Genomic DNA, 25,956 nt, shown 5'->3' on the forward strand with positions numbered 1-25,956 from the left:
GCCGCGCTGCCTTGTCCGATCCTGCTGATTGCTTGCTCGCGCTTCAGGAATTCACGTGCACGAAACACGGTATGAGGGGATAGATCTGATGTCGGCGAGACGCGGGACAACTTGTTTACTGATTCAGCTCCCGTGCTCCCGTGCTCCCGGGTCTCGCGACGATGCAGACTTGTCCTCCGGAAATTGTGATCGGATAGAGCGACGGGGAACCGCGTTATGTGAACCGTCTCATATTTCATCACTCTCTTTCGAGCTATCACTCCCGCAAGAAATTGCCGCATCCGGACCTAACTGACCGACACGGGTGAGATGCAATGCCTGCGTAGCCGCGTGCTCGCAGCTTTGGATTGGCTCTCGTCTTGCTCACGAGCAAGCCAGCCCCATCACTCAGCACAGATTTTTCAGAAATTGGAATCAAGGCAATCGCAAAACGCGTCCACGAGGCTGCCTCTATTCGGGGTCGGCCGGTAGGCCGCTACTTACCTAAGAAGGAGACCCCCAATGAAAATTAGTGATGCAGTTTCCAGCGCATTTTCCCTAACGAGGGGCTCCGGCAATCTTCGGATCGCTCGTTCCGGTCTGATCAGGTCGGCCCATCTTCTTGAAAGAATTGGGCTCGCAGCCGTTGGGGCCTCCTGTGGCCTCTATGTGGGTGCGACCCTGTTGCGTGAGAAAGGCGGACTGTTTGAAAGCGGCTGGATCGTGCTGATAACGATGCTCTATGGAGCTCTCAGCTATTATGTCGGAATTGATTTGTCTCGCAGTGTCGCGCGGAAGTCGATCTCGAGCAACTCGGAAGAGTGGAATGGTTCCGAGCCGGCTGAGATCATGAGTGCGGCTGGAACGTTCGGCGCCGCGATTGCCGCAACTCTGTCCGTCAGCATCCTTGTCCTTGATCAAAACCCAGCCAATGGCCTGATAACCTTTGTTGCCGGCTGTTGGGTGGTTGGTTCCTCGCTCCAAGTTGCGGCGGGCATGATGGCTCGCAACTACGAAGCGCGCATGGACAAGCAATGAAGGAATTGTCCTCACGCAAGAACGTCTGCTTGGCGTCATGACGAGTGCACAAGCCGCAGTGTTGGATTCGATTTCAGGTCCGGAGTGAGTAGTGACCACTCATCGCAACCTCTGTCGTCCAACGCTGCGGGAAGACGATTTTTGGTAGCGCAGTCGTTCGCATCGGGCGGCGACCCGGCTTGGAAGCCGTGTCGGTACTGAGTAACCTAAATTATCGCACAACAAACAAGACGTGCCATCATGGCGGTGTTGGGATATCGTCCCCGCGCCGTGGTCCAAAATCCTGCTAACCGCCAACCACACGATCGGTGGAGCCAATGCAGATTGCGGAGTGGCTCGAGAAACTGGGGCTTGGGCAATACGCAGAGCGTTTTGCCCAGAATGGAATCGACGTGGGCGTCCTCCCCGAACTGATGGACGAGGACTTTGAAAAGCTCGGAGTCCTGCTAGGCCATCGCCGCAAAATGCTGCGTGCTATTGCCGACCTCGATCCAGCCGCGTTGATCGCATCGCCGACCCCTCCTCAGGACGCCGAGCGGCGCCACCTCACCGTTATGTTTTGCGATCTGGTCGGCTCGACCGCGCTCTCGGCGCGTCTCGATCCCGAGGATATGTGGGAAGTGATCCGGGCCTACCGCGCCGCCTGCGCGAGCGTCATTGCCGCTTATGACGGCAGGATAGCCAGGTTCGTTGGCGACGGAATACTCGTCTATTTCGGCTATCCTCGCGCGCATGAGGATGATGCGGAGCGCGCAGTACGAGCTGCCCTCGACACTATCTCCGCAATTGGGCAGCTCAAAACGGGCGCCGACGAACGGGTTGAACTGCGCATCGCAATTGCGACAGGGCTTGTGGTGGTCGGTGACCTCATCAGTGGAGATGCATCAGAGGAGCAGGCAACCGTCGGCGACACACCAAACCTCGCCGCTCGGCTCCAGAGCCTGGCGGAACCGGGCGCGGTCGTCGTTGCTTCGTCGACGCGCCGGCTGCTTGGTGATCTCTTCACGTTTCGCAATCTCGGCCGCCGTGAGGTCAAGGGGATAGCCGAACCAATCGCAGTCTGGGCGGTGGAGGGGGCGATCGCATCCGAGAGTCGCTTCGAGGCGGTCCGCGCGGTACGCTCGATCGGTTTTGTCGGCCGCAGGGACGAGATCGAGTTCACTCTCTCGCGCCAGCGGCTGGCATGGCAGGGGCAGGGCCAGATGGTATTGATTTCTGGCGAAGCGGGCATCGGCAAGTCGCGCATTGTCGCAACCCTGTCCGAAAGCCCCTCGTTGGGGGCGCACCGCCGGGTGCGATATCAGTGTTCGCCCTACCATACCAACAGTGTGCTCCATCCCTTTGTCGCGCAGCTCGAGCGCGCCGCCGGCATCCGGTCGCACGACACGCCTGGGCAAAAGCTCGACAAGCTCGAGGCAATGCTGTCGCTTGGAACACAGCAGGTCGCCCAAGCGACACCGCTCATTGCGGCTCTCCTTTCGATTCCCACCGGCGACCATTGTCCGCCGCTGGCTTTGAGCCCGGCGCAGCAGCGGCGACAGACATTTGCCGCCCTTCTGGATCAGCTTGAGGGGTTGGCGCGAGAGCAACCCCTGCTGATTATCTGCGAGGATATGCATTGGGCCGATGCCACGACACTTGAACTGTTCGATCTCGCGGTCGATCGTATCAGAGGACTGCCGATACTCGTGCTCATGACATCCCGGCCAGAGTTCGAGCCCTCCTGGTCGGGCCTTGCCAACGTCAGTCTGTTGCGGCTCGACCGACTCGATCGGCGGGACTCGCGCGCGCTGGTCGAACAGGTGGCCGTTGGTCGCCAGCTGCCACGCGAGATGATGAAGCAGATCATCGATAGGACGGATGGCATCCCACTATTCGTCGAGGAATTGACCAAGATGGTGCTGGAGTCCGGGCTACTCCTCGAAGATGCCGGGCGCTATCGTCTCGATAATCCGCTCCCGCCGCTCGCTATTCCCGCGACGCTGCAGGATTCGCTGATGGCGCGGCTTGACCGGCTGGCCCCCGTCAAGGAGTTAGCGCAGATAGGCGCCGCCATCGGTCGCGACTTTTCATACGCGCTGCTGAGATATGTGGCGGGACGCGATGATCTGACGCTGAGCGCTGCGCTAGCGCAACTCGAAGAGGCCGAACTGCTGGTGCGTCGCGGGGCTCCGCCCGAAGCAAACTATAGTTTCAAGCACGCCCTCGTTCAGGAAGCGGCCTACGAGAGCCTGCTCAAGAGCAAACGGCAGGTGCTTCACAAGCGCATCGGCGATGTCCTGCGCGAGAAGTTTCCAGTCGTCGCCGAGACTGAGCCGGAAGTTCTGGCACACCACTTCACTGAGGCGGGGCTGAACGAGGTCGCCCTCGAATGGTGGCGCAAGGCGGGCCTGCAGGCGCTGAAACGCTCCGCTTATTCCGAGGCGATTGCACATCTCGGCAAGGCGATTGCCATCGCCGATGACCTGCCCGATGAGCACGACCGGATGATGGGTAGGCTACATCTTCAAATCGCATATGGCCGTGCATTACGGGGCAGCCTCGGGCACAGCGCTCCCGAAACGGTCGCCGCATGGACGCGCGCCCGACAGTTCGCAGCCGACATCAATGATCCGGTTGAACTTGCGCCGGTCCATTCGGGTCTCTTCAATGCCTGCCTGACACACGGCGAACTCGCGCCGATGCAGGCGCTGGTGGATGCCATCGTGAACGCCGCTGACCGGCGACCGGCCTCACCGGTGGCCGCCGTCGTTGCACATTGGACGGGCGGGGTTACCTGCTGGTTCGGGGGCGACTACTTGAACGCGAGATTACATCTTGAGAAGGCACTAGAGATCTATGGTGACGAGCCGGATCCCGCGACGTTCAGGGGCTCGGCGCTGGATCTCCCATTCGTGATCATGAGGTTTCTTGCCCTGGTGCTTTGGCCCCTTGGCAGGATCGCCCGCGCACGCCGCCTCGCCGCGGAAGCGATAAGGGCTTCCGGAGAAAAACGGGCGCTTTCTCAGGCCAATGCGCTTGTTCATCGAGCTGTGTTCGACGGACTATGCGGGGGCATGTTGCAGCAAACAGAGACGATCCTGGCGCTTGGTCTCGCTCGCGACCACACGATGCCGCTGTATGTGGCCGCCGGCACTTACCTGAATGGCCTGGCCAAGTGGCGCGCTGGCGACGGAATGGCCGGGCTAACGGAAATGCGTCGCGGCTGGACCTTGCTGCACGAGAATGACTGCTACCTCTGTGAGCCGTTTTGGGGGATGCATGTCGCCATGGCGGATGCAGAGTCGGGCCAACTCGAAAACGGGCTGGAAATCTTGAGCGGATTGATCGCATGGGCGGGGCAATCCGGTCAGCATTGGCTTGATGCCGAGCTGCATCGCGTCTACGGGGAGCTTTTGTTGCGTCATGATCCTTCGGACCTAGCCAGGGCCGAAACTGCGCTAAGCCGAGCGCTTGAAATCGCACGGCACCAACGGGTGAAGACTTTCGAGCTGCGCAGCGCCATTGGACTTGCACGCCTGCATAAGACAAATGGCGGAGCGGGCGCGGTATCCGAGGTGCTCGCTCCCGTGCTCGCTGAATTCGATGCGGAGCGCAATCTTCCCGAAGTCGTTGAAGCCAGAGAGCTGCTCAAGCAAGTGCATTAGGCACGTGCGGTTTGTTTAGCTAGCCGTTTGGTCAGGAGAGACGTCTCGATCCTGACCCATCTCCGGTCGCCTCACTGCAATTGCGCGTTGAGGTTCGCACGTGACGTACGGGCCAGGGGCTGACGGGTTACGAATTCACGTGCACGAAATCCCGCAAGAGCGGGTAGATCTCGTTGTTCCAGCGTTTGCCCGAGAACACGCCGTAATGGCCGACGCCGGCCTGCATGTGGTGGACGCGGCGGTAGGCGCGTACGCCGGTGCAGAGGTCTTGCGCGGCCAGCGTCTGGCCGATCGAGCAGATGTCGTCCTTCTCGCCCTCGACCGTCATCAGCCCCATGCGGCTGACGGCCTTGGTGTTCACCGGACGTCCCCGATGCATCAGCTTGCCCTGGGGCAGAAGATGCTCCTGGAACACGTCTCGCACGGTCTCGATGTAGAATTCCGCGGGCAGGTCCATCACGGCGAAATATTCGTCGTAGAAGGTCTTGATGCTGGCCGCCTTCTCCTTCTCGCCCTTGGCGATGTGATCGGCGAGATCGATGTGCTGCTTGATATGGCGCTCGAGATTCATCGAGACGAAGGCGGTGAGCTGCACGAAGCCGGGATAGACTTTCCGCAGGGCACCGCGGCACTGCATCGGCACGTAGTTGATCAGGTTCTGCTCGAACCAGTCGATTGGCCTGCTCTTGGCGAATTCGTTGACCCTCGTCGGCTGGATGCGCGTGTCGATCGGGCCGGCCATCAGCGTCAGCGTCGCCGGCCGCGAAGGATGGTTGCCCTCGCACATGATCGCGGCGGCCGCGAGTGCGGAGACCGAGGGCTGGCAGATCGCGACCATATGCGGGCGGGGGCCTAATTGGCCGAGGAAGTCGATGAGATGCTCGGTGTAGTCGTCGAGCCCGAAACGGCCCTCGCTGCGGGGAATGTCGCGTGGATTGTGCCAGTCGGTGATGTAGACGTCGTGATCCTGCAGCAGCGTCTTCACGGTGCCGCGCAGCAGCGTCGAAAAATGGCCGGACATCGGCGCCACCAGGAGCATGCGCGGCTGCTCGCCCACGCCTTCCTTCTTGAAACGCAGCAGCGAGCCGAACGGGGTCGCGTAAGCGATCTCCTCGGTTACGGCGACCTCGCGATTGCCGACCATGACGCTGTCGATGCCGTAGGCGGGGCGGTGATAGGTGAGGGTGGAGCGGGAGATCAACTCCAGCGCGGCCGACAGCCGGCCGACGACCTGATCCGATAAGCCCTGCGGCACCAGATTGAGGAATTTGAGTGCGGACGAAGCCCCCGACCGCCACGGCGCCGTCAGGTCCATATGGTTCTGAAAGGCCTGATAATACATCGACATCATACTGAAACGCCCACCTGTCCCCGTGCTGCTATGCAATATCGGAGCCAAACCGGAGATGGGCCGTCCTCAAGATTGGCACGTCGCTTGCTGCTCTTTTGGCGGGAAGCACAGGCGGTGCGCACTCCCGCAGTCCAGGCGGGTGCAAGTCTTAGGCGTGAGGGAAGGCCATATGGCGAAGGCGACACTGACCATCAGCAGCAAGAACTATTCGTCCTGGTCGCTGCGTGGCTGGCTGCTGACGAAATTTTCCGGGCTCGATTTCGATGAGATCGTCACCGCGCCGGACGACGCGTCGGCGCGTGCCGAAATCCTGCTATTGTCGTCGTCGATCCTGGTGCCGTGCCTGCGGCACGACGGCGCGATCGTCTGGGATACGCTGGCGATCGCCGAATATCTCAACGAGGCGATGCCGGATGCCGGGCTGCTGCCCGCGGATCGCGTTCAGCGCGCGCATTGCCGCTCGATCTGCGGCGAAATCCATTCCGGCTTCACCACCTTGCGCGCCTCGCTGCCGGTCAATCTGAAGGGGCACTTCCCCGGCTTCAAGATCTGGTCGCGCGCGCAGGCCGACATCGATCGCGTCTGGGCGATCTGGCGCGACTGCCTGGACAAATCGGGCGGCCCCTTCCTGTTCGGCGAGACCCGCACCATGGCTGACGCGATGTACGCCCCGGTGGTGACGCGCTTCGTGACCTATAACGTCAAGCTCGAGCCACAGCTGCAAGCCTATGCCGATACCATCATCGCCATGCCGGAGATGAAGGAATGGATCGCGGCGGCACGGGATGAGCCGGCCGAGATCGAGGAGCTCGAGGTCGAATATTAGGCAGGCCGGGTGCCATCTGCCTGTTTTGGGAGCGAGCATCCAACCGCCGCACCCCGCGGTCATGTCATTGAAGGCGTTAACGTTTGACGCCCGTGGTGGGCTGAGCCCGCTCACGCGCTGTGCAGATATTGTATGCGCGCGCTGGCCGGTTGCGACATCTAGCCGTGAACAGGCGCGTACGGGGCGCTACGGCTGATTCGGACGTGATTCGTTCGGGCCGCGTTCCGAAGGTTAAAGCCGGGACGCGGCCCCGTTGCATTTTGAGACAGAAATCAGTGCTCAGGCCACGCCCGAATGCTTCATGCGCGGGACGCGCCAGCCGATGACGGTTGCTTCAACTGCGACGCCGGCCGCGTGGTTCTGCCAGCGTCCCTCGATATAGCGGCAGGCGAACGGCAGCTGATACGTTCCGCTGTGGTCCTCGCACAGCACTTCGACTGCAAGGCCGGGCGGCGGTTCTCCGGCGCCGTCGAATTCCGCCAGTCGTCTGTCGCGCGTTGCCATCAAAAAACTCCCTTAAACAAAGCCGCGGAAAGAGTGCCCATTTCCTCCGCGTGCAGATCATCGCTCCCCGTGCGAGGGAACAGCCGCAAGCTCAACGCGAGAATGCGGTGCGAGTGTGGTAGCCTCGACAGGCTGCGTGCAAAAAGCGCACATTGCCGTGATTGATTTGACAAGGAACCTGTATGCTGCTTCGAAGCGCCGTCGTTTGTTTCGCGATGTTGCTGCTCGCTACGCTGGCGATTGTGCCGGTCCGCGCGCAGGACGTGCCCGGTATCGAGATCTGCACCGTCGAGAAGACCATGGAGCGCCGCACCAGCTGCCTCCAGAGCAACGTCGACTTCCTCCAGAAGACGATCACCAAGTTCAACCTCGATCACCAGCAGAAGCTGGACGCCGCGGCTCGCCAGATCGATGCGTTGAAGACGACCGTGGCCGGCTTGCAGAAGATGCTCGGCGATCTCCAGGCCGCGCAGGCGAAGACCGCGGAGGATGTGAAGAAGAAACAGGATGCGCCGCCGCCGAAGGATGCGGCGAAATAGGCGCCGCGCTCAGGCGACGCGATATCGCTCCATGACGCTGCGGGCGGGCTCATAGCCGAGCCCAGGTCCGGTCGGCACCGCGACATGGCCGGTGGCATCGACATCGGCGCGGCCGCCCCAGAGGCAGGCCTCGCGCTTCAGGTAAAACATCTCGACCAACCCGTCGTCGCGCCCCGCCAGGAGATGCAAGGTCGCCAGCAGGCCGGGGCCGAAATACGGGGAGTGCGGAACGATCTTGACGTCTTGCCGATCCGCGAGCGCCGCAACCTTCAGAAATTCCGTGATGCCGCCGACCTTGATCACCGACGGCTGGGCGTGGCTGACCGCGCCCGCCTCCATCATCTGGCGGAATTGATATTCCGTGCAGGCGTTCTCGCCGGCGGCGACGCCGAGCCCGCCCTTGCTGCGGACCTCGGCGAGCGCCGCAAAATCCTCCGGCGGCCAGACCGGCTCTTCCAGGAACATCGGCTGCGCGTCCCCGCATGTCCTGGCGAACGCGACCGCCTGCTCGCCTGACAGCGGGCAGTTCATGTCCACCATCAGCGGAATGCCGGGCCCGATCGCCGCGCGCGCGGCAAACACCGCCGGCGCCGTGGTCTCGTGCAGCTTGATGGCGCCATAGCCGAGTGCGAGCGCCTTCTTGCATTCGGCGGCGATGTTGTCGGGCGAACCGATCCGCAACAGGCTCGCATAGGCCGGAATGGCCGAGCGCCTGGTGTCGCCGAGCAGGCGGTTCAGCGGCACGCCCTCGATCTTGGCGGCGAGGTCCCACAGCGCGATGTCGAGCCCGGAGATCGCGAACATGGTGATGCCGTAACGGCCGAACAGATGCAGATTGCGCTGGATCTGGTCCATCACCGCGGGGATGCCGGCGGCATCGGGAACCTGCAGCCCATGGGCTTGTGGTGCGATCATTTCCTCGACGGCACTGCGCGTGGTGCGGGGGCAGACATAGGCGAAGGCATCGCCCCAGCCGGTGAGCCCGGCGTCGGTGGTGACCTCGAGGATCACCATGTCGAGGGCGGTGATGGCGGAGGCGCCCTGACGGAAGCTCGCGACACCAGCGTCATAGGGGATGCGGATATGGTGCGCCCGCACATCGGTGATTTTCATGACGCGGTTCCTCCTGCTTTCTTGTGAGCGGTTTCAAGGACGTCCCGAGTGTAGCCATGAACGCCCGGACGTTGCCAGTGGCTGTTCCGGCGTTATCCTCCTGCGGGACCGCAACGCCGATCAAGCGAAACCCGCGGACTTCCGTGCATCATGGTCGCGCTTCGAACGAGAAACGCCATGAACCCAGCCCAGCGCGCGCTCTGGTATGTCGAGAGCCATCTGGCCGAGCCGATGACGCTCGACGAGATCGCTGCGATATCGGGCGTGTCGCGGTTCCACATCGTGCGCGCGTTTGCCGTAGCCACCGGCCTGCCGGTGATGCGGTACGTGCGCGCGCGGCGGCTGAGCGAAGCGGCGCGCAGTCTTGCGAATGGCGCGCCGGACATCCTGTCGCTGGCGCTGGAGGCCGATTACGGCTCGCACGAAGCATTCACCCGCGCGTTCCGCGACCAGTTCGGCACCACGCCCGAAGCGGTGCGCGCCGCGCAATGCACCGGCCATCTCAAGCTTCAGGAGCCGATCCTCATGGATTCAACCATCTCGGACAAACTCGCCAACCCGCGCTTCGAAACCACAAAGGCCTTCCTCGTCGCAGGCATCAGCGAGCGCATCTCCTGCGACAACGGCGCGGCCATTCCTGGACTGTGGCAGCGCTTCCACCAGGAGGTCGCCGACATTCCCGCGCGCGTTGGACCGGTCGCCTATGGCGTCTGCTGCAACGGCGACGATGCCGGCAATTTCGACTACATTGCCGGCGTCGAGGTCGCCGATTTCTCCGAACTGCCGCGCCCCTTCGGCCGTATCCGCATCCCCGAGCAGCGCTATGCGGTGTTCACCCACACCGACCACGTCGCCTCGATCAGGCGCACCGTCAACGCGATCTGGAATCAGTGGCTGCCGGCCTCCGGCCTGAAGGCTGCCGATGCGCCGAACTTCGAGCGCTACGACGAGAAATTCGATCCCGCCACCGGCAATGGCGGCCTGGAGATTTGGATACCCGTGCGAGATTAGCGCGCAACGCTGGCATACCATCCGGCTTGCTTGGCAAGCCCCGGTGACTTTGTCATAACCGCAGGCAATCTTGCGTGTGGGGCCCGTGCCGGACATCCCGCGCAAGTCATAACAAGCAGCCGGGAGGGTCCCCACATGTCCAACGTCCGCGTTCTCGCCACCGACCTCGAATTTCCCGAAGGGCCGGTCGTGATGCCGGACGGCTCGGTCGTGCTGGTGGAAATCCGCGGCCAGCGCCTGACCCGAATCCATCCCGACGGGCGCAAGGAGGTCGTCGCGAAGATTCCGGGCGGCCCGAACGGCGCAGCCCTCGGCCCCGACGGCAAGATCTACATCTGCAACAATGGCGGCTTCTCCTGGATCCCGACCCGCAACATGATCATGCCGGGTCCGCAGCCCGACGGCTATCTCGGCGGCTCGATCCAGCGCGTCGATCTGCAATCCGGCCAGATCGAAACCGTCGTGACCAGATGCGCCGAGCACGATCTGCGCGGGCCGAACGATCTGGTGTTCGACAAGCAGGGCGGCCTCTGGTTCTCCGATCTCGGCAAGCGCCGCGCGCGCGAGATGGACGTCGGCGGCATGTACTATCTCAAGCCCGGCATGAAGGAGATCGTCGAGGTCGTCCACGGCGTGTTGCCGGCGAACGGCATCGGCCTCTCGCCGGACGAGACCACCGTCTACATCGCGGAGACGCCGACGGGCCGGCTCTGGGCCTACGAGCTCTCCGCGCCCGGCACGCTCAAGCCGCGCGACGCGATCTATCGCGGCGAGCGGGGCAAACCGATCTGCGGCCTCGGCGGCTACCAGATGTTCGATTCGCTGGCGGTCGAAGCCAACGGCAATGTCTGCGTCGCCACCCTCGTCTCCGGCTGCATCTCGGTGATCGCGCCCGATGGCACGCTGGTCGAGCAGATCCCGACCGGCGACCGCGTCACCACCAACATCGCCTTCGGCGGCCCCGAGCTGAAGACCGCCTACATCACCCTCTCCGGCAAGGGCGAGCTGATCGCCATGGACTGGCCGCGCAGCGGTTTGCCGTTGAATTTCCTTAACAAGTAAACGGTGCTAGTGACCATCATTGCAACCGAAGCGAAGCAATCCAGGAATGCGTCCGCGGTGACAGTCTGGATTGCTTCGTCGCTTCGCTCCTCGCAATGACAAAGGAGAGAGTTTCAAATGCCCTGGCCTGATCCCATCACCCTGCGCGGACAGCATGCCGCTCTGGAGCCGCTGTCGCATCAGCACCGCGAGGGGCTGAGCGAGGCCGTGAAGGATGGTGAGCTCTCCACCATCTGGTACACCGCAATCCCGACGCCGGACAACATGGGCAAGGAAATCGACCGCCGGCTCGGTCTTCAGGCCGCCGGCTCGATGCTCCCCTTCACCGTATTCGATGGCAGCGCCAAGATCGTGGGCATGACGACCTACATGAACATCGATGCGGCCAACCGCCGCGTCGAGATCGGCTCGACCTGGTATGGTAAGAGCGCGCAACGCGGCCCGCTCAACACGCAGTGCAAATTGCTGCTGCTCACCCACGCCTTCGAAACCCTGGACTGCATCGCGGTGGAATTCCGCACCCACTTCTTCAATCACCAGAGCCGCCGCGCCATCGAGCGCCTGGGCGCCAAGCAGGACGGCATCCTGCGCAGCCACCAGGTCGCGCCGAACGGCACGCTACGCGACACCGTGGTCTACAGCATCACCGCGGCCGAATGGCCTACGGTGCGAACGCATTTGAATTATCAACTCAACGACAAGCCGCGCTAGAGGCGGCCGAGGCACCATGGACAGATTTGATTATGTGATCGTCGGCGCGGGCTCCGCCGGTTGCGTGCTCACCAGCCGGCTGAGCGAAAACCCTGCGACCAGCGTTTGCGTGCTCGAGGCCGGCCCGAGCGACTGGCATCCCTACATCCATCTGCCGGCCGGCTTCATCAAGACCTTCCACATGAAGAGCATCAACTGGGCCTACCAGCAGGAGGTCGGACCCTGGACCGGCGGCCGCAGCATCTACGCGCCGCGCGGCAAGACGCTCGGCGGTTCGTCCTCGATCAACGGCCACATCTACAACCGCGGCCAGCGCATGGATTTCGACACCTGGGCGCAGATGGGCAATCGCGGCTGGGGCTATGCCGACGTGCTGCCCTACTTCCGGCGGCTGGAGAAGCGGGTCGGCGAGGGCGAGGACATTTATCGCGGCCGCGAAGGCAATCTCACCGTCACCACCATGAACTGGCGCGATCCGCTTTGCGAAGCCTTCATGGAAGGCGCGGTGAGCCTCGGCATTCCGCGCAACCCCGACTACAACGGCAAGACCCAGGAAGGCGTCTCCTATTGCCAGCGCACCATCGACAAGGGCTTGCGCGTCTCCGGCGCCACCGCTTTCCTCAAGCCCGCGATGAAGCGGCCGAACGTGCATGTCCGCACCCACGCGCATGCGACCGAGATCATCTTCGAGGGCAAGCGCGCCGTCGGCGTGCGCTACATGAAGGGCGGTCATGGCGGCACGCCGGTCGAGGTCCGCGCCAACAAGGAAGTGATCCTCTCCGGCGGCACCTATAATTCGCCGCAGCTGCTCCAGTTGTCCGGCATCGGCTCACCGGATCTGTTGCAGGCCCACGGCATCGCCGTGCGTCACGCGCTTCCGGTCGGCGAAGGCCTGCAAGATCACTACGCCCCGCGCACGGTCGCGCGCGTCAAGGACATCAGGACCATCAACGAGCTCCGCCGCGGCTGGCGTCTCTGGGTCGAGGCGATGAAATGGGCGACCGCGCGCAAAGGCCTGCTGTCGCTGTCGCCGACCATGGTCTACTGCTTCTGGCACTCCGGCGAGAGTGCGGAGAGCTCCGACCTCCAGCTCACCTTCACACCGGCGAGCTACAAGGAAGGCGTGCAGGGCCAGCTCGAGGACGAGCCCGGCATGACGGTGGCGTCCTGGCAGCAGCGCCCCGAGAGCCGCGGCTATGTCCGCATCCGCTCGGCAGATCCGTTTGCGCCGCCGATCATCCAGACCAACTATCTTGACGCCGAGCTCGACCGCCGGGTCATCGTCGGCGGCATGAAGCTCGCGCGCAGGCTTTTGAAGAGCGCGCCGCTGTCGCCCTATTACGCCTACGAGGATTTCCCCGGACCCAACGTCAATACCGACGACGAGTTTTTGGCGGCCGCCACCGAGCGCGGCACCACCACCTTCCACCCCGGCTGCACCTGCCGCATGGGCCCGGCGGATTCCACCTGGGCGGTGGTCGACGATCAGCTCCGCGTTCACGGGTTGCAAGGTCTCCGCGTCATCGATGCCTCCGTGATGCCGCGCATGATCTCGGCGAACCTCAATGCCTCAACCATGATGATCGCCGACCGCGCCTCGGACTTGATCCGCGGCAAGAAGCCGATGGAAGCCGCGCGCGTGCCGGATGCGGCGGTGGCGTAGCAAGGTCTCGTGCTCCGGACGCAGCGCTGCGCTTCCCCGGCGATGCGAAGCATCGTCCGGTGCAGCTGTGCGCTGCAGAGCCGGAGGCCCATCTCACGCGACCTTGGTCGCCCCTCGCGATTTGAAGCGCGAGTTGGAGAGGGCGATGCTCACCCTTGCTCCGTCATCGCGAGCGCAGCGATGCAATCCAGGATCTTTCCGCGGAGGCAGCCTGGATTGCTTCGCTGCGCTCGCAATGACGAGGTGGAGAGAGTGCGCCACACTCTCGGTGTCATCGCCCGGTTTGACCTGGCGATCCAGTATTCCAGAGGCGGTTATGATTGATTCGAGAAGCCGCGGCGTACTGGATTCCCCGCCTTCGCGGGGAATGACACCGGAAGGTGGGGCGGCAGCGGAGTGCGCTCGAACCTACACTTCCCTCCGGCTCAGGAACGCCAATCGCTCGAACAGATGCACGTCCTGCTCGTTCTTGAGCAGCGCACCGTGCAGTGGTGGGATCAGCTTGCGCGGGTCGCGCTCGCGCAACTGCTCGACGCTCATGTCTTCGTTGAGCAGCAGTTTGAGCCAGTCCAGAAGCTCTGAGGTGGAGGGCTTCTTCTTCAACCCGGGCACTTCGCGGACCTCGAAGAAGATGCGCAGGGCTTCCTCGACCAGCCGCTTCTTGATGCCGGGGAAGTGGACGTCGACGATCCGGGTCATGGTGTCGGCATCGGGGAACTTGATGTAGTGGAAGAAGCAGCGGCGCAGGAACGCGTCCGGCAGCTCCTTCTCGTTGTTGGAGGTGATCATCATGATCGGGCGCTGCTTGGCCTTGATCGTCTCGCCGGTCTCGTAGACGTGGAATTCCATGCGGTCGAGCTCAAGCAGGAGATCATTTGGGAATTCGATGTCGGCCTTGTCGATCTCGTCGATCAGCAGCACCGGGCGCTGCTCGGCGGTGAAGGCATCCCACAGCTTGCCGCGCTTGATGTAGTTCTTGATGTCGGACACGCGGGCATCGCCAAGCTGGCTGTCGCGAAGGCGCGATACCGCGTCGTATTCATAGAGGCCTTGCTGTGCCTTGGTGGTGGACTTGATGTGCCAGGTCAGAAGCGGGGCGTTCAGCGCCTTCGCCACTTCCTCCGCCAGCACCGTCTTGCCGGTGCCGGGCTCGCCCTTGATGAGCAGCGGGCGCTCCAGCACGATCGAGGCATTGACCGCGACCTTGAGATCGTCGGTCGCAACATAGTCCTTGGTGCCGGTAAATTTCATCGCGCGTCCTTGTTGGTCGTCGTCCCAGGAATTGCCAGTTTCATGGCCCTGGTCCAACAAACGGAACGGCCGCGCGTGGCGGCCGTTCCTGGTTCGGTCAGGCTTTCAGACCCGTTTTATCAGCGAAAGGATGACGAGCACAATCGCTCCGCCAATCCCGCCTGGCGGACAATCCTGCCCAGAGCTCGTCGGGTGGGGTCTCCGAGGCGCCCCTTGACGCCGACAATCCAAAGGGCAATCTGTCACCCATGTTCCTGCAATTCTTCACTTCTCTGCGCGATGCGCAGGTCCCCGTGACGCTGCGCGAATACCTCACGCTGATGGAGGCGCTCGACGCCGACCTCGCGGACTACTCGGTCGAGAATTTCTACTATCTCTCGCGCACCTCCCTGGTGAAGGACGAGCGCAACCTCGACAAGTTCGACCGCGTCTTCGGCACCGTCTTCAAGGGGCTGGAAAGCCTGCTCGACGCCATGGAGGGGGCCGAGATCCCCGAGGAGTGGCTGAAGAAGCTCGCCGAGAAATACCTGACCGACGAAGAGAAGAAGCAGATCGAGGCCATGGGCTGGGACAAGCTCATGGAGACCCTGAAGAAGCGTCTCGAGGAGCAGAAGGGCCGTCATCAGGGCGGCTCGAAGTGGATCGGCACCGCCGGCACCTCGCCGTTCGGCGCTCATGGTTACAATCCCGAAGGCATTCGCATCGGCCAGGACAAGAACCGCAACAACCGCGCCGTCAAGGTGTGGGACAAGCGCGAGTTCAAGGATCTGGACGGCAATGTCGAGCTCGGCATCCGCAACATCAAGGTGGCATTGCGCCGCCTGCGCAAATTCGCGCGCACCGGCGCGCCGGATGAACTCGATCTCGACACCACCATCCGCGAGACCGCCAATCACGGCTATCTCGACGTGCACATGCGGCCCGAGCGCCGCAACGCGGTGAAGCTGCTAGTGTTCTTCGACATCGGCGGCTCGATGGACGCGCATATCGAGCAGGTCGAGGAGTTGTTCTCGGCGGCGAAGAGCGAGTTCAAGCACATGGAGTATTTCTACTTCCACAATTGCCTCTATGAAGGCGTGTGGAAGCAGAACAAGCGGCGCTTTACCGACCGCACCCCGACCTGGGACGTGCTGCACAAATACCCGCACGATTACAAGATCGTGTTCGTCGGCGACGCCTCGATGTCGCCCTACGAGATCATGGTGCCCGGCGGCTCGGTCGAGCACGTCAACGAGGAGCCCGGCTCGGTCTGGCTCGACCGCATCATCCGTACCTATCCGCATTCGGTGTGGCTGAACCCCGTGCAACAGAAGCACTGGGACTATTCGGAATCCACCACCATCATCAAACGCATTTTCGCCAACCGCATGTATCCGATCACGATCGAGGGACTTGAAGGTGCGATGAAGGAATTAACGCACTAGCTCGCGCTCCGCGCCGGGAATGACTACAAGAGGGAGAACCACGTGCCCCAGACCATCACCCGTGGCATCAAGGCGCTGATCGACGAGGCCAATGCCGAGATCGAGACGCTCACCGCCAAAGACGCCATCGAGATCTCCAAGAACGGCGACGTCGTCATCGTCGACATCCGCGATCCCCGCGAGATCGAGCGCGACGGCCGCATCCCCGGCGCGTTCGCCTGCACCCGCGGCATGCTCGAATTCTGGATCGATCCGCAGAGCCCTTATGCCAAGCCGGTGTTCCAGGAGGACAAGAAGTTCGTCTTCCATTGCGCCGGCGGCTTGCGCTCTGCGCTCGCCGCCAAGACTGCGCAGGACATGGGCCTCAAGCCCGTCGCCCACATCGCGGGCGGCTACGCCGCCTGGCGCGACGCCGGCGGGCCGACCCAACAGTGGGAGCCGAAGAAGAAGGGGTGAGGGTGCTGCGCTGCCGCTCCAATCTCCGGCGTCATTCCCCGCGAAAGCGGGGAATCCAGTACGCCGCGGCCTCTCGGCTCAATTACAATCGCCTCTGGAATACTGGATCGCCCGGTCCTAGTGCGCAATTGCGCACTGGCCGGGCGATGACAGCGGAGTTGGATGCGCACTGCTTCAACCTCGCTCACGTTGCGCTCGCCCGGAATAATAGAAAGATCTCGCATGCCCACCGATCCCCTCATCTCTACCGAATGGCTCGCCGCCCACATCAATGACGCCAACGTCAAGGTGCTCGACGCCAGCTTCAAGCTGCCGGGTGTGCTGCCATTGCCGAAGGACGATTATCTCGCCGCGCATCTGCCGGGCGCGGTGTTCTTCGACGTCGATGCGATCTCGGACCATTCCAACCCGCTGCCGCACATGTATCCGAGTGCCGAGCAGTTCGGCCGCGACGTCGGTCATCTCGGCATCTCCAATGCCGACACCGTCGTGATCTATGATGCCGGCGGCTGGGTCGCTGCTCCCCGCGCGTGGTGGATGTTCCTGGCTTTCGGGCACGGCAATGTGCGCATCCTCAATGGCGGCCTGAAGAAGTGGCGCGCCGAGGGGCGTCCGGTCGAGAGTGGCGAGGCGAAGCCGAAGCCTGCGACGTTCACGGCCAGCTACGATTCAAAACGCGTGCGCAGCATGCAGCAATTGATCGCCAACGTCGAAAGCCGTGCCGAGCAGGTGATCGACGCGCGCGCCGCCGACCGGTTCGAGGGCCGGGCGCCGGAGCCGCGCGCAGGCATCCGCTCCGGCCATATCCCGGGCGCGCGCAACGTGCCCTACAATCTCCTGTTCGACGCCGCGACCGGCACGATGAAGCCGCTTGATGATCTCCGCGCTGCCTTTACCAACGCCGGCGTCAGGCTCGATGCGCCGATCGTGACGAGCTGCGGCTCCGGGGTCTCCGCCGGCGTGCTGACATTGGCGCTCTATCGCCTCGGCATCACCGACACCGCGCTCTACGATGGCTCATGGTCGGAATGGGGCCAGGAAAAGGGACCGCCGATCGCAACCGGGCCGGCGTAACCCTACTGACGTGCGCGCGCGGTCGTCGTTGCGGCGAGCGTGGGTTGCGGTTGTCCGAACGGATCGAGTTGCTGAACCGGCGGCGGCGCGCGCCAGACAATGCGGCGGCGCTTCTTGACGCGATGCGCCCGCGGCTTGGTCGCCTTGCTCTCCGGCGACCTGCTGTCGGCCTTAGAGCCGGCCTTGGCCTTCGCCGGCGGACCCTCCCAGGCCGTGGTCGCCGGGTCGTTCAATGCGGCGAACTTCGCGCTCGCCATGTCGAACCTGGACGAAGCCGAGGCTCCGCTGGGGGCGGCAGGTGTTGGTTTGCTCGCGAGAGCGATCGAAACGGGCTTGGCCTCGGCGATGGATGCGCTGGCGTCGGCCGGAGTAAGCGTGTTGCTTGAGGCCTGCACCGCGGCGTCCGTCGTCGTCTCGGCCTTGGTCTTCGCATTGGCCGGTTCGGCCGGGACGTCAGCCGGAGGGGCAACGACCTGCGGCTGACCGTCGGTCTCAGTCGTCAGCGCGACCACTTGTTCGGGCTCGCTCATCGGCAGTGCGATGGTCGGGACTTGATCGCGCAGCGACGGCGTCGGATCGGTGGCCGCTTCCGGCTCGGCGCGGAGGACCGCGAGCACCGGCTGGGCCGGCTCGGGAGCTTGTGCAAACACCTGCTCCTGCGGGCCGTTCCGCCAGGAGGGGTTGCTGACATACTGCTCGTGGCTCGCCCGCAGCAGCGCGGCGGCGCCCAGGCCGAATACCAGGATGGAGGCTGACAGCAGGATCGCGGCAAACAGGAAGCGAAAGCCGGGAAGCATCGAGGGATTGCGAATTTCCGCCCCGGCGGTGAAGTGGCCAGGGCCCATGAGCCATCTGAACGCGGTGACGGTACTGCTTGCCGCGTTCGCCACGCGGGGATCGAAGCTCAAAGCGGAGGCGAATCAGGCTGATTCGAACATACCGCAACGATTCCGCGCCGTTCCGTAAAAAACGGAGCCGGCGACTCCGGCGATCTCGGGCGTGGGCTGATTTTCGCCCCATGATGCAAGGAGGCAACGGTAGTCTTGCGGATCACAAATCGGCAAATCAGGCACAAATCCGCCTGTAATGTCTTGAATGTGCCGCTATCTTCCGTCATCTGGCCGTTAACGGTCCGGACGGGGCCCGGGGACTATACAAGAGCGATGATGATCAAACATTTTCTGACGATATGCGCTGCCGCAACAGTCGCTGCGGCGGGAACCTCGCTCGCACAGGCCCAGAGCTATCCGGTCCAGCAGGCGCCGAGCTATGGCGGGCCGCCGGCCGAATATCGGCCCGGCGACCGCGCGCCGAGTTTCGACGCGCTCGACGATGAAGATGACGCGATGCCGCAGGCAGCGCTGCCGCCGCCCGGTCCGGATCCGCGTTACGGCCGTCCGCCCGGCGCTCCCCCGGTGTATTCCGCCGCGCCGCCGCAGGGTCCGGTGATGTCGCCCGATGATCCCCGTTATGGCCGTCCCGCAGGTGCCCCCGTCTACTCGGCCGCGCCACCGCAGGGTCCCGTGACGTCGCCCGACGACCCGCGCTACGGCCGCCCTGCCGGCCCGCCCGCGGTGATCTACGCCGATCGTCCGACTCAGGCGCCCGGCAGTGACGGCCTGCGTCCGCCCGAGGCGGTCGGTGGTCCCGCCGCGACCGGAACGGTCCAGGCCGGGCAGCCGCCCGTTGGTGCCGACGGCCGGCCGATGGTGATCGCGTCGCTGCCGCCCGAGGAGCAGCCTGACGCTGCTCCGGCGCAGCTGCCGCAGAACCTGCGCCGCCAGGAGGTCTCGCTGGCGACCAAGGAGCCGGCCGGAACACTCATCGTCGATACCCCGAACACCTATCTCTATTACGTGCTGGGCAATGGCCGTGCGATCCGCTACGGCGTCCGCGTCGGCCGCGACGGCTTCACCTGGACCGGCGTGCAGAAGATCACTCGCAAGGCCGAGTGGCCGGATTGGCATCCGCCGACCGAGATGATCGAGCGCCAGCCCTATCTGCCGCGTTTCATGGCCGGCGGTCCCGGCAATCCGCTCGGCGCCCGTGCGATGTATCTCGGCTCGACCGTCTACCGCATCCACGGCACCAACCAGCCCTCGACCATCGGCAAGTTCGTGTCGTCCGGCTGCATCGGCATGCTGAACGAGGACGTCTCCGACTTGTTCGATCGCGTCAAGGTCGGCACCCGCGTGGTCGTGATGCCGGGTGGTCCGCCGCCGGGAACGGCGACCGCATCCGCCGCGCCCATGCCCGGCACTGCCGGCCCCGCACCAATGGCCGCGCAGGCCGGCCCGGTCGGAGGCACCCAGCTGACAGTGGTGCCGCCGCTGCCCGCGCCCGTCACCGTGCGCTGAATCGGCTTCGCAAGAATTGATCTGATGACGGCGCGTGGCCTTCGGTCACGCGCCGTCATCATTTGACGCATGCGTGCAAGTCTCACTTGCGCATACTTGAACGGCTCCGCACCTCGATTACGTCCGGGAGGATTGCAACGAATTGAGGAGCACAGGATGCGCATCTTTGTTGCGGGCGCGACCGGCGCGGTCGGTCAGTATCTTGTTCAGGCGCTGGTCGCCGCGGGTCATTCGGTGATCGGCACGACACGGAGTGCGGCAAAAACAGACCTTGTGCGGCGATTGGGTGCGGAGACGGTCGTTGCCGACGGCCTCGATGCCGACAGCATGCGCGCTGCGGTGATTGCGGCAAAGCCCAACGCCGTCATCGACCAGATGACAGATCTCGCGGCCGCCACGGACCTCCGGCATTTCGATCGGGCTTTCAAGCGAACCAACGAGCTCCGCACCCGCGGAACCGACATTCTGCTCAACGCCGCGCGCGAGGCCGGCGCCAAGCGCTTCATCGCGCAAAGCTTCTGCGGCTGGACCTTCAGTCGCGCCGGGGGAACGGTCAAGACCGAGACCGATGAACTCGACTCGAATCCACCGCGAGAGCTGCGACGCACGCTTGAGGCAATCCGCTATCTGGAGCGAATCGTCACCGCTTCGACGAAGCCGGAGGGCATCGTGCTACGCTATGGATTCTTCTATGGACCCGGCACCGGCACGCTCTCGCCGGCGATGATCGACCAGCTGCGCCACCGGCGTGTGCCGGTAATCGGTGACGGCGGCGGCACGTGGTCGTTCATTCACACCGAAGATGCAGCCTCTGCCACGCTCGCCGCGCTTGAACGCGGACGCACCGGCAGCATCTACAATATCGTCGACGATCATCCGGCGCCGGTGAAGGATTGGTTGCCCGCGCTGGCCGAACTCCTCGGTGCCAAGCCGCCGCGTCACATCCCCGCCTGGCTCGGGCGCCTGCTTGCGGGCGAGCATATGGTTGCGATGATGACGGAGGTGCGTGGAGCCTCCAACGGCAAGGCCAAGCGCGAGCTCGGTTGGCTGCCGGCGCATGCCTCCTGGCGCGACGGCTTTGCCGATGCGGCACGGCAGCCCACCAGCCAGCGCTCGGCGGCCTGAGGCATCACGCCAGCTTGCGCGGCAGCTCACTGCCCTTGGTGAAGGCGTCGATCGCCTCGACCATCTGGCCGTAATGGATGCGCAAGCCGTCCTCGGTGGCGTAGCCGAGGTGCGGCGTCAGCACGAGGTTGTCGAGCTTGCGGAAGGAATGGTCCGTCGGCAGCGGCTCGACCGAGAATACGTCGATGCCGGCGCCTGCAATCCTCTTCTGCTGCAACGCCTCGAGCAGCGCCTGCTCGTCCACGATCGGCCCGCGCGCGGTGTTGACGAGGAAGGCCGTCGGTTTCATCCGCGCGAGATCGGAAGCCCCGACCAGCCCGCGCGAGCGCTCGCTCAGCACCACATGGATGCTGACGATGTCGGCCTTGGCGAACAGCTCCTCCTTGGTGGCGTAGCCGACGCCGGCATCCTTGCACTTCTCCGGGGTCAGGTTCGGGCTCCAGGCGATCACGTTCATGCCGAACGCCTTCGCGATATCAGCCATCTTGCTGCCGAGCTTGCCGAGCCCGACGACGCCGAGCGTCAATCCCTCGATCTCGACGCCGGCAAAGGCCTGCCAGGGCTCGCCCGCATGCATGCGCGCGTTCTCGCGGCCGATGCCGCGGGTCAGTTCCAGGATCAGGCCCATGGTGAGGGGCGCGGTCGGATCGCGCGAATATTGCGTGCCGCCGATCGTGACGCCCCGCGCCTTGGCGGCCTCCATGTCGATCGAGGCGTTGCGCATGCCTGACGTCAGCAGGAGCTTCAGCTTCGGCAGGCTTTCGAACAGGCTCTTGGGGAACGCGGTGCGCTCGCGCATCGCGCAGACGATCTCGAAATCAGCCAGCGCGCTCGCCGCGGCCTGCTCGGAGGCGAAGGGATGGCTGAACACGGTGACGTCGATGCGGTCGGACAGGCTTTGCCAATCGGCGACGTCGAGGGCGAGGTTGAAATAGTCGTCGAGAATTGCACAGCGCAGCCGCGTCATCAGCGTTCTTCCATGGCGAGAGGTGGAACCAGGCCATGGTTGCGCGCAATCAGGACCGTGCGCAAGCCGTTCGCGTCTTCAAAAATCCGACAGGTGATAAAGGCTCAGAGGTCGCGGGGCTTGAGCCGGAACGGCGCATTCATGCCGTGCTTGGCGCGCCAGGCCGGGCCGGGGCCGCGCATGTAATGCAGTTCGGGCCGGTAGGGGTTGAAAGCGGTGGCAAAGAAGCGCTTCCAGAAGCCCTTGATCTCCGAGGCAAATGCGGAGGCGCTGCCGGCTTCCGCCGGAACGGGAAGGGAGTTGGTCTCGATCATGGCCATGACGCTGTCTCGCTGTGCTCCCCTTCATTCTGAGCGGGTGGCGCTGTTTCCGCGCGAAACCGAGCTTTGGCCTGATTTATTAAAAGATGGTTTCAATTGTCCGGATCGGCGGCGGGATGGTGTCCGTCCCGTATTCATCCGTGGTGAACGGAGGGAAAACATTGCCCTTTCGGGGCGGGATCGCTACATCGGCGGCAAGCAAATTTCCTCAAATCGAAGGTTTTCGGGACCGATGGCGCGCCAGTTCATCTATTTCATGCAGGGCCTGACCAAGAGCTACCCGACCCGGAAGGTGCTCGATAACATCCATCTGAGCTTCTACCCGGACGCCAAGATCGGCGTGCTCGGTGTCAATGGCTCGGGCAAGTCGACGCTGCTCAAAATCATGGCCGGCCTCGACAAGGAGTACAACGGCGAGGCCTGGGTCGCCCAGGGCGCCCGCGTCGGCTATCTCGAGCAGGAGCCGCATCTCGATCCGGCATTGAGCGTGCGCGAGAACGTCATGCTGGGCGTCGCCAAGCAGAAGGCCATCCTCGATCGCTACAACGAGCTGGCGATGAACTACTCCGAGGAGACCGCCGACGAGATGACCAAGCTGCAGGACGAGATCGAGGCCCAGGGCCTCTGGGATCTCGACAGCAAGGTCGACCAGGCCATGGACGCGCTGCGCTGTCCGCCCGACGATGCCGACGTGTCGAAACTCTCCGGCGGTGAGCGCCGCCGCGTCGCGCTCTGCAAGCTGCTGCTCGACCAGCCCGAGCTTCTGCTGCTGGACGAACCGACCAACCATCTCGACGCGGAGTCGGTGTCGTGGCTGGAAGGCCATCTGCGCAACTATCCCGGCGCGATCCTGATCGTCACCCATGACCGCTACTTCCTCGACAACGTCACGAGCTGGATTCTCGAGCTCGATCGCGGCAAGGGCATTCCCTACGAGGGCAATTACTCGTCCTGGCTGCAGCAGAAGCAGAAGCGGCTCGAGCAGGAGGGCCGCGAGGACGCTGCGCATCAGAAGACGCTGGCCCGAGAGCAGGAATGGATCGCGTCCTCGCCGAAAGCCCGCCAGGCCAAGTCCAAGGCGCGCTATCAGCGCTATGACGAACTGCTGAAACAGGCGAGCGAAAAGCAGACACAGACCGCGCAAATCACGATTCCGGTGGCCGAGCGACTCGGTCAGAACGTGGTCGACTTCGAAGGGCTCAGCAAAGGTTTCGGCGATCGCATGCTGATCGACGATCTCACTTTCAAGCTGCCGCCCGGCGGTATCGTCGGCGTGATCGGCGCCAACGGCGCCGGCAAGACCACGCTGTTCAGGATGATCACCAAGCAGGAGGAGCCGGACAAGGGCACCATCACGATCGGCGAGAGCGTTCATCTTGGTTACGTCGACCAGTCGCGCGACGCGCTCGATGGCAGCAAGAACGTGTGGGAGGAGATCTCCGGCGGCAACGAGCTGATCCTGCTCGGCAAGAGGGAAGTCAATTCACGCGGCTATTGTTCGTCGTTCAACTTCAAGGGCGCCGACCAGCAGAAGAAAGTCGGCGCGCTCTCCGGCGGTGAACGCAACCGCGTGCACCTTGCGAAAATGCTGAAATCCGGCGCCAACGTTCTGCTGCTCGACGAGCCGACCAACGACCTCGACGTCGACACCCTGCGTGCGCTCGAAGAGGCGCTGGAGGATTTCGCCGGCTGCGCCGTCATCATCAGCCATGATCGCTGGTTCCTCGACCGCATCGCGACCCACATCCTGGCCTTCGAAGGCGACAGCCATGTCGAATGGTTCGAGGGCAACTTCCAGGACTACGAGAAGGACAAGATGCGCCGGCTCGGCCAGGACAGCATCATCCCGCACCGCGTGAAGTACAAGAAGCTGACGCGGTGATCTCAAAATGATGCGGCGGGTGCTGATAGCTGCGGTGATCGCTATCACCTGCGGCCTGTCGCCCGCGGGCGCTGCCGACGCCGCCTTCGCGCAGTTCATCGCCTCGCTGTGGCCGGAGGCGGAGGCCGCCGGCGTGTCGCGCGCGACGTTCGAGCGAGAGACGCGCGGGCTCGAGCCGGACTACAAGCTGCCGGATCTGATCCTGCCGGGGCGTCCCGCAACGGGGGCGCCGTCACAGGCCGAGTTCGTGCAGGTGCCGGCCGACTATGTCAGGGAAGCCTCGATCGCGCGGCTTGCGGGCGAGGGGCAGCGGTTGCTGCAAAAATATCGCCCCGCGCTGACCGAGATCGAGAAAAACTCCGGCGTGCCTGCTACCGTGATGCTGGCGATCTGGGGCCGCGAGACCGACTATGGCCGCTATACGCTGCCTTACGATCTCGTCCGCGTGCTGGCGACGCAGGCCTATGTCGGCCGCCGCAAGGACAGCTATCGCAACGAGTTCATCCTCTCGCTGAAAATTCTCGGTGACGGCGTAGTGACACGCAAGGACATGCGCTCGTCCTGGGCCGGTGCGACCGGGCTCACGCAATTCCTGCCGTCCGAATATTACAAGCATGGCGTCGATTTCGACCGCGACGGCCGCATCGACATCTGGCACTCGGTGCCGGATGCGCTGGCCTCCGCCGCGCAGCAGCTCGTCAACAAGGGCTGGCAGAGCGGTGTACGCTGGGCCTACGAGGTGCAGGCACCGGCCAAAGTCGATTGCACCGCCGGCGTGCCCGAGGTGACGAAGCCGATCGGCCAATGGCTGCGCGAAGGCTTTGTACCGGTGCGTGGACAAAAGCTCACTGCCGCCGAGCAGGCACAGCCGGCCTCCCTGCTGCAGCCTGAAGGCATCTACGGCCCGTCCTTCCTGACCACGAAGAACTACTTCGTGATCAAGGAATACAATTTTTCCGACCTCTACGTGCTGTTCGTCGGACATCTCGCCGACCGCATGACGAGCCCGCAACCGTTCGCGACCCCATGGTCTGCCTCGAAGCAATTGCGGACCAAGGACGTCGAGGCGATGCAGCGGGGGCTCACGCGCGTCGGGCTCTACAAGGACAAGATCGACGGCAAGGCGGGCATGCAGACGCGCGCTGCGCTCGGCGCCTACCAGAAGTCGGCAGGCCTCAAGGTCGATTGCTGGCCGAGCGAAGAGGTGCTGCGCTCGATCCAGGCGGCGCGATAGGCGCAGGGCTGGCTAAAAGAAAAAAAGCCCGGCCGAGGTGCTCGGCCGGGCTTCGATCGCGGCGCTCATGAACGCCATGCGGTCAGATCAGTAGCAAACGCGAACCGGGCGGACGGTCCAGCCGTAGCCATCCCAGTAGCGCTGGCGCTGCCAGTAGCAGGGCGGGGGCGGCGGGCCGGGCTCGGCCACATAAACCGGTCCACCATAGGCGGGACGGCTCGATGCGATGGCGCCGCCGACGATCGCGCCGCCGATCAGGCCGGCTGCGATGCCGACGCCGACCCCGTCATGGGCCTGGGCGGACGGCGTGGCGGTCACCAGCGAACCGGCGATCGTCGCAACCGTGAGGGCGGCAACTAAAGTCTTCTTCATACTCTTGGCTCTCCTGAGAGATGGATGCTCCTTGTTAGGAGCGCCCGGGG

General features: G+C 63.8%; 23 protein-coding genes. 15 read left to right on the forward strand and 8 right to left on the reverse strand.

Translation table 11 applies throughout. The features are described from left to right. The first annotated feature begins 501 nt into the window (after nucleotides 1–501). The gene (locus IVB54_RS09475; protein WP_204512115.1) at nucleotides 502–1,017 is read left to right on the forward strand and encodes a hypothetical protein; all 516 of its coding nucleotides are present in this window, start codon (nucleotides 502–504) and stop codon (nucleotides 1,015–1,017) included. A 317-nt stretch (nucleotides 1,018–1,334) separates the two neighbouring features. Continuing rightward, nucleotides 1,335–4,664, forward strand: coding sequence for an adenylate/guanylate cyclase domain-containing protein (locus IVB54_RS09480; protein WP_247294985.1), 3,330 nt, complete (start codon nucleotides 1,335–1,337; stop codon nucleotides 4,662–4,664). Nucleotides 4,665–4,791: 127 nt separating this feature from the next. Here the strand turns inward: IVB54_RS09480 and phaZ are convergent, their stop codons facing one another. Then, a complete protein-coding gene (gene phaZ, locus IVB54_RS09485; RefSeq protein ID WP_018454111.1) occupies nucleotides 4,792–6,015 on the reverse strand; it encodes a polyhydroxyalkanoate depolymerase in 1,224 nt (407 codons plus the stop codon). Between the two features lie 169 nt (nucleotides 6,016–6,184). Between phaZ and IVB54_RS09490 the strand changes: the two genes are divergently transcribed. Continuing rightward, nucleotides 6,185–6,841, forward strand: coding sequence for a glutathione S-transferase family protein (locus IVB54_RS09490; RefSeq protein WP_085395676.1), 657 nt, complete (start codon nucleotides 6,185–6,187; stop codon nucleotides 6,839–6,841). Between the two features lie 279 nt (nucleotides 6,842–7,120). Here IVB54_RS09490 and IVB54_RS09495 read toward each other — a convergent pair whose 3' ends face one another. Then, nucleotides 7,121–7,345 (reverse strand): hypothetical protein, encoded by a 225-nt coding sequence (locus IVB54_RS09495; RefSeq protein ID WP_018454113.1) that lies wholly within the window; start codon nucleotides 7,343–7,345, stop codon nucleotides 7,121–7,123. A gap of 182 nt (nucleotides 7,346–7,527) precedes the next feature. Here IVB54_RS09495 and IVB54_RS09500 point away from each other — a divergent pair, with 182 nt between their 5' ends. Next, a complete protein-coding gene (locus IVB54_RS09500; RefSeq protein WP_085395675.1) occupies nucleotides 7,528–7,884 on the forward strand; it encodes a hypothetical protein in 357 nt (118 codons plus the stop codon). A gap of 9 nt (nucleotides 7,885–7,893) precedes the next feature. On the opposite strand, the gene IVB54_RS09505 is transcribed toward IVB54_RS09500, so the two are convergent. Then, complete coding sequence (locus IVB54_RS09505; RefSeq protein WP_085395674.1) at nucleotides 7,894–8,997, reverse strand: mandelate racemase/muconate lactonizing enzyme family protein; 1,104 nt, start codon at nucleotides 8,995–8,997, stop codon at nucleotides 7,894–7,896. A 177-nt stretch (nucleotides 8,998–9,174) separates the two neighbouring features. Between IVB54_RS09505 and IVB54_RS09510 the strand changes: the two genes are divergently transcribed. From IVB54_RS09510 to IVB54_RS09525, 4 genes are all read left to right on the forward strand, one after another. Next, nucleotides 9,175–10,008: an AraC family transcriptional regulator gene (locus IVB54_RS09510; RefSeq protein WP_162496389.1), complete on the forward strand. Its 834-nt coding sequence runs from the start codon at nucleotides 9,175–9,177 to the stop codon at nucleotides 10,006–10,008. 135 nt (nucleotides 10,009–10,143) lie between these two features. Continuing rightward, nucleotides 10,144–11,070, forward strand: coding sequence for an SMP-30/gluconolactonase/LRE family protein (locus tag IVB54_RS09515; protein WP_085395672.1), 927 nt, complete (start codon nucleotides 10,144–10,146; stop codon nucleotides 11,068–11,070). Nucleotides 11,071–11,187: 117 nt separating this feature from the next. After that, nucleotides 11,188–11,781, forward strand: a complete 594-nt coding sequence (locus IVB54_RS09520) for a GNAT family protein (RefSeq protein ID WP_247361139.1) — start codon at nucleotides 11,188–11,190, stop codon at nucleotides 11,779–11,781. A gap of 16 nt (nucleotides 11,782–11,797) precedes the next feature. After that, nucleotides 11,798–13,444, forward strand: coding sequence for a GMC family oxidoreductase N-terminal domain-containing protein (locus IVB54_RS09525; RefSeq protein ID WP_018454119.1), 1,647 nt, complete (start codon nucleotides 11,798–11,800; stop codon nucleotides 13,442–13,444). Between the two features lie 408 nt (nucleotides 13,445–13,852). Here IVB54_RS09525 and IVB54_RS09530 read toward each other — a convergent pair whose 3' ends face one another. After that, nucleotides 13,853–14,695: a MoxR family ATPase gene (locus tag IVB54_RS09530; protein WP_007600695.1), complete on the reverse strand. Its 843-nt coding sequence runs from the start codon at nucleotides 14,693–14,695 to the stop codon at nucleotides 13,853–13,855. 248 nt (nucleotides 14,696–14,943) lie between these two features. On the opposite strand from IVB54_RS09530, the gene IVB54_RS09535 reads away from it, so the two are divergent. From IVB54_RS09535 to sseA, 3 genes are all read left to right on the forward strand, one after another. Further along, nucleotides 14,944–16,119 (forward strand): VWA domain-containing protein, encoded by a 1,176-nt coding sequence (locus IVB54_RS09535; protein ID WP_018454121.1) that lies wholly within the window; start codon nucleotides 14,944–14,946, stop codon nucleotides 16,117–16,119. Between the two features lie 42 nt (nucleotides 16,120–16,161). Next, nucleotides 16,162–16,575 carry a rhodanese-like domain-containing protein gene (locus tag IVB54_RS09540; RefSeq protein WP_018454122.1) on the forward strand — a complete coding sequence of 138 codons (414 nt, stop codon included), beginning with the start codon at nucleotides 16,162–16,164 and terminating at the stop codon, nucleotides 16,573–16,575. A gap of 222 nt (nucleotides 16,576–16,797) precedes the next feature. Next, complete coding sequence (sseA, locus tag IVB54_RS09545; protein ID WP_018454123.1) at nucleotides 16,798–17,649, forward strand: 3-mercaptopyruvate sulfurtransferase; 852 nt, start codon at nucleotides 16,798–16,800, stop codon at nucleotides 17,647–17,649. A 2-nt stretch (nucleotides 17,650–17,651) separates the two neighbouring features. On the opposite strand, the gene IVB54_RS09550 is transcribed toward sseA, so the two are convergent. Further along, a complete protein-coding gene (locus IVB54_RS09550) occupies nucleotides 17,652–18,494 on the reverse strand; it encodes a hypothetical protein (RefSeq protein WP_018454124.1) in 843 nt (280 codons plus the stop codon). A 321-nt stretch (nucleotides 18,495–18,815) separates the two neighbouring features. Between IVB54_RS09550 and IVB54_RS09555 the strand changes: the two genes are divergently transcribed. Beyond that, entirely contained in the window at nucleotides 18,816–20,006 is a 1,191-nt protein-coding gene (locus IVB54_RS09555; RefSeq protein ID WP_247294976.1) for a L,D-transpeptidase family protein, read from the forward strand. A gap of 156 nt (nucleotides 20,007–20,162) precedes the next feature. Next, nucleotides 20,163–21,131, forward strand: a complete 969-nt coding sequence (locus tag IVB54_RS09560) for an NAD-dependent epimerase/dehydratase family protein (RefSeq protein WP_247777174.1) — start codon at nucleotides 20,163–20,165, stop codon at nucleotides 21,129–21,131. 4 nt (nucleotides 21,132–21,135) lie between these two features. On the opposite strand, the gene IVB54_RS09565 is transcribed toward IVB54_RS09560, so the two are convergent. Continuing rightward, nucleotides 21,136–22,098, reverse strand: coding sequence for a D-2-hydroxyacid dehydrogenase family protein (locus tag IVB54_RS09565; protein WP_247294971.1), 963 nt, complete (start codon nucleotides 22,096–22,098; stop codon nucleotides 21,136–21,138). Nucleotides 22,099–22,202: 104 nt separating this feature from the next. Next, nucleotides 22,203–22,418 (reverse strand): hypothetical protein, encoded by a 216-nt coding sequence (locus tag IVB54_RS09570; protein WP_018454129.1) that lies wholly within the window; start codon nucleotides 22,416–22,418, stop codon nucleotides 22,203–22,205. A 232-nt stretch (nucleotides 22,419–22,650) separates the two neighbouring features. On the opposite strand from IVB54_RS09570, the gene ettA reads away from it, so the two are divergent. After that, entirely contained in the window at nucleotides 22,651–24,300 is a 1,650-nt protein-coding gene (gene ettA / locus IVB54_RS09575; RefSeq protein ID WP_018454130.1) for an energy-dependent translational throttle protein EttA, read from the forward strand. Nucleotides 24,301–24,307: 7 nt separating this feature from the next. Beyond that, entirely contained in the window at nucleotides 24,308–25,534 is a 1,227-nt protein-coding gene (locus tag IVB54_RS09580) for a lytic murein transglycosylase (RefSeq protein ID WP_085351863.1), read from the forward strand. An 87-nt stretch (nucleotides 25,535–25,621) separates the two neighbouring features. On the opposite strand, the gene IVB54_RS09585 is transcribed toward IVB54_RS09580, so the two are convergent. Next, on the reverse strand, nucleotides 25,622–25,906 hold the full coding sequence (locus IVB54_RS09585; RefSeq protein ID WP_007613695.1) for a hypothetical protein: 285 nt from the start codon (nucleotides 25,904–25,906) through the stop codon (nucleotides 25,622–25,624). Between the last annotated feature and the right edge of the window lie 50 nt (nucleotides 25,907–25,956).

This window comes from Bradyrhizobium sp. CW1 (assembly GCF_023100665.1).
GTDB lineage: Bacteria > Pseudomonadota > Alphaproteobacteria > Rhizobiales > Xanthobacteraceae > Bradyrhizobium > Bradyrhizobium canariense_D.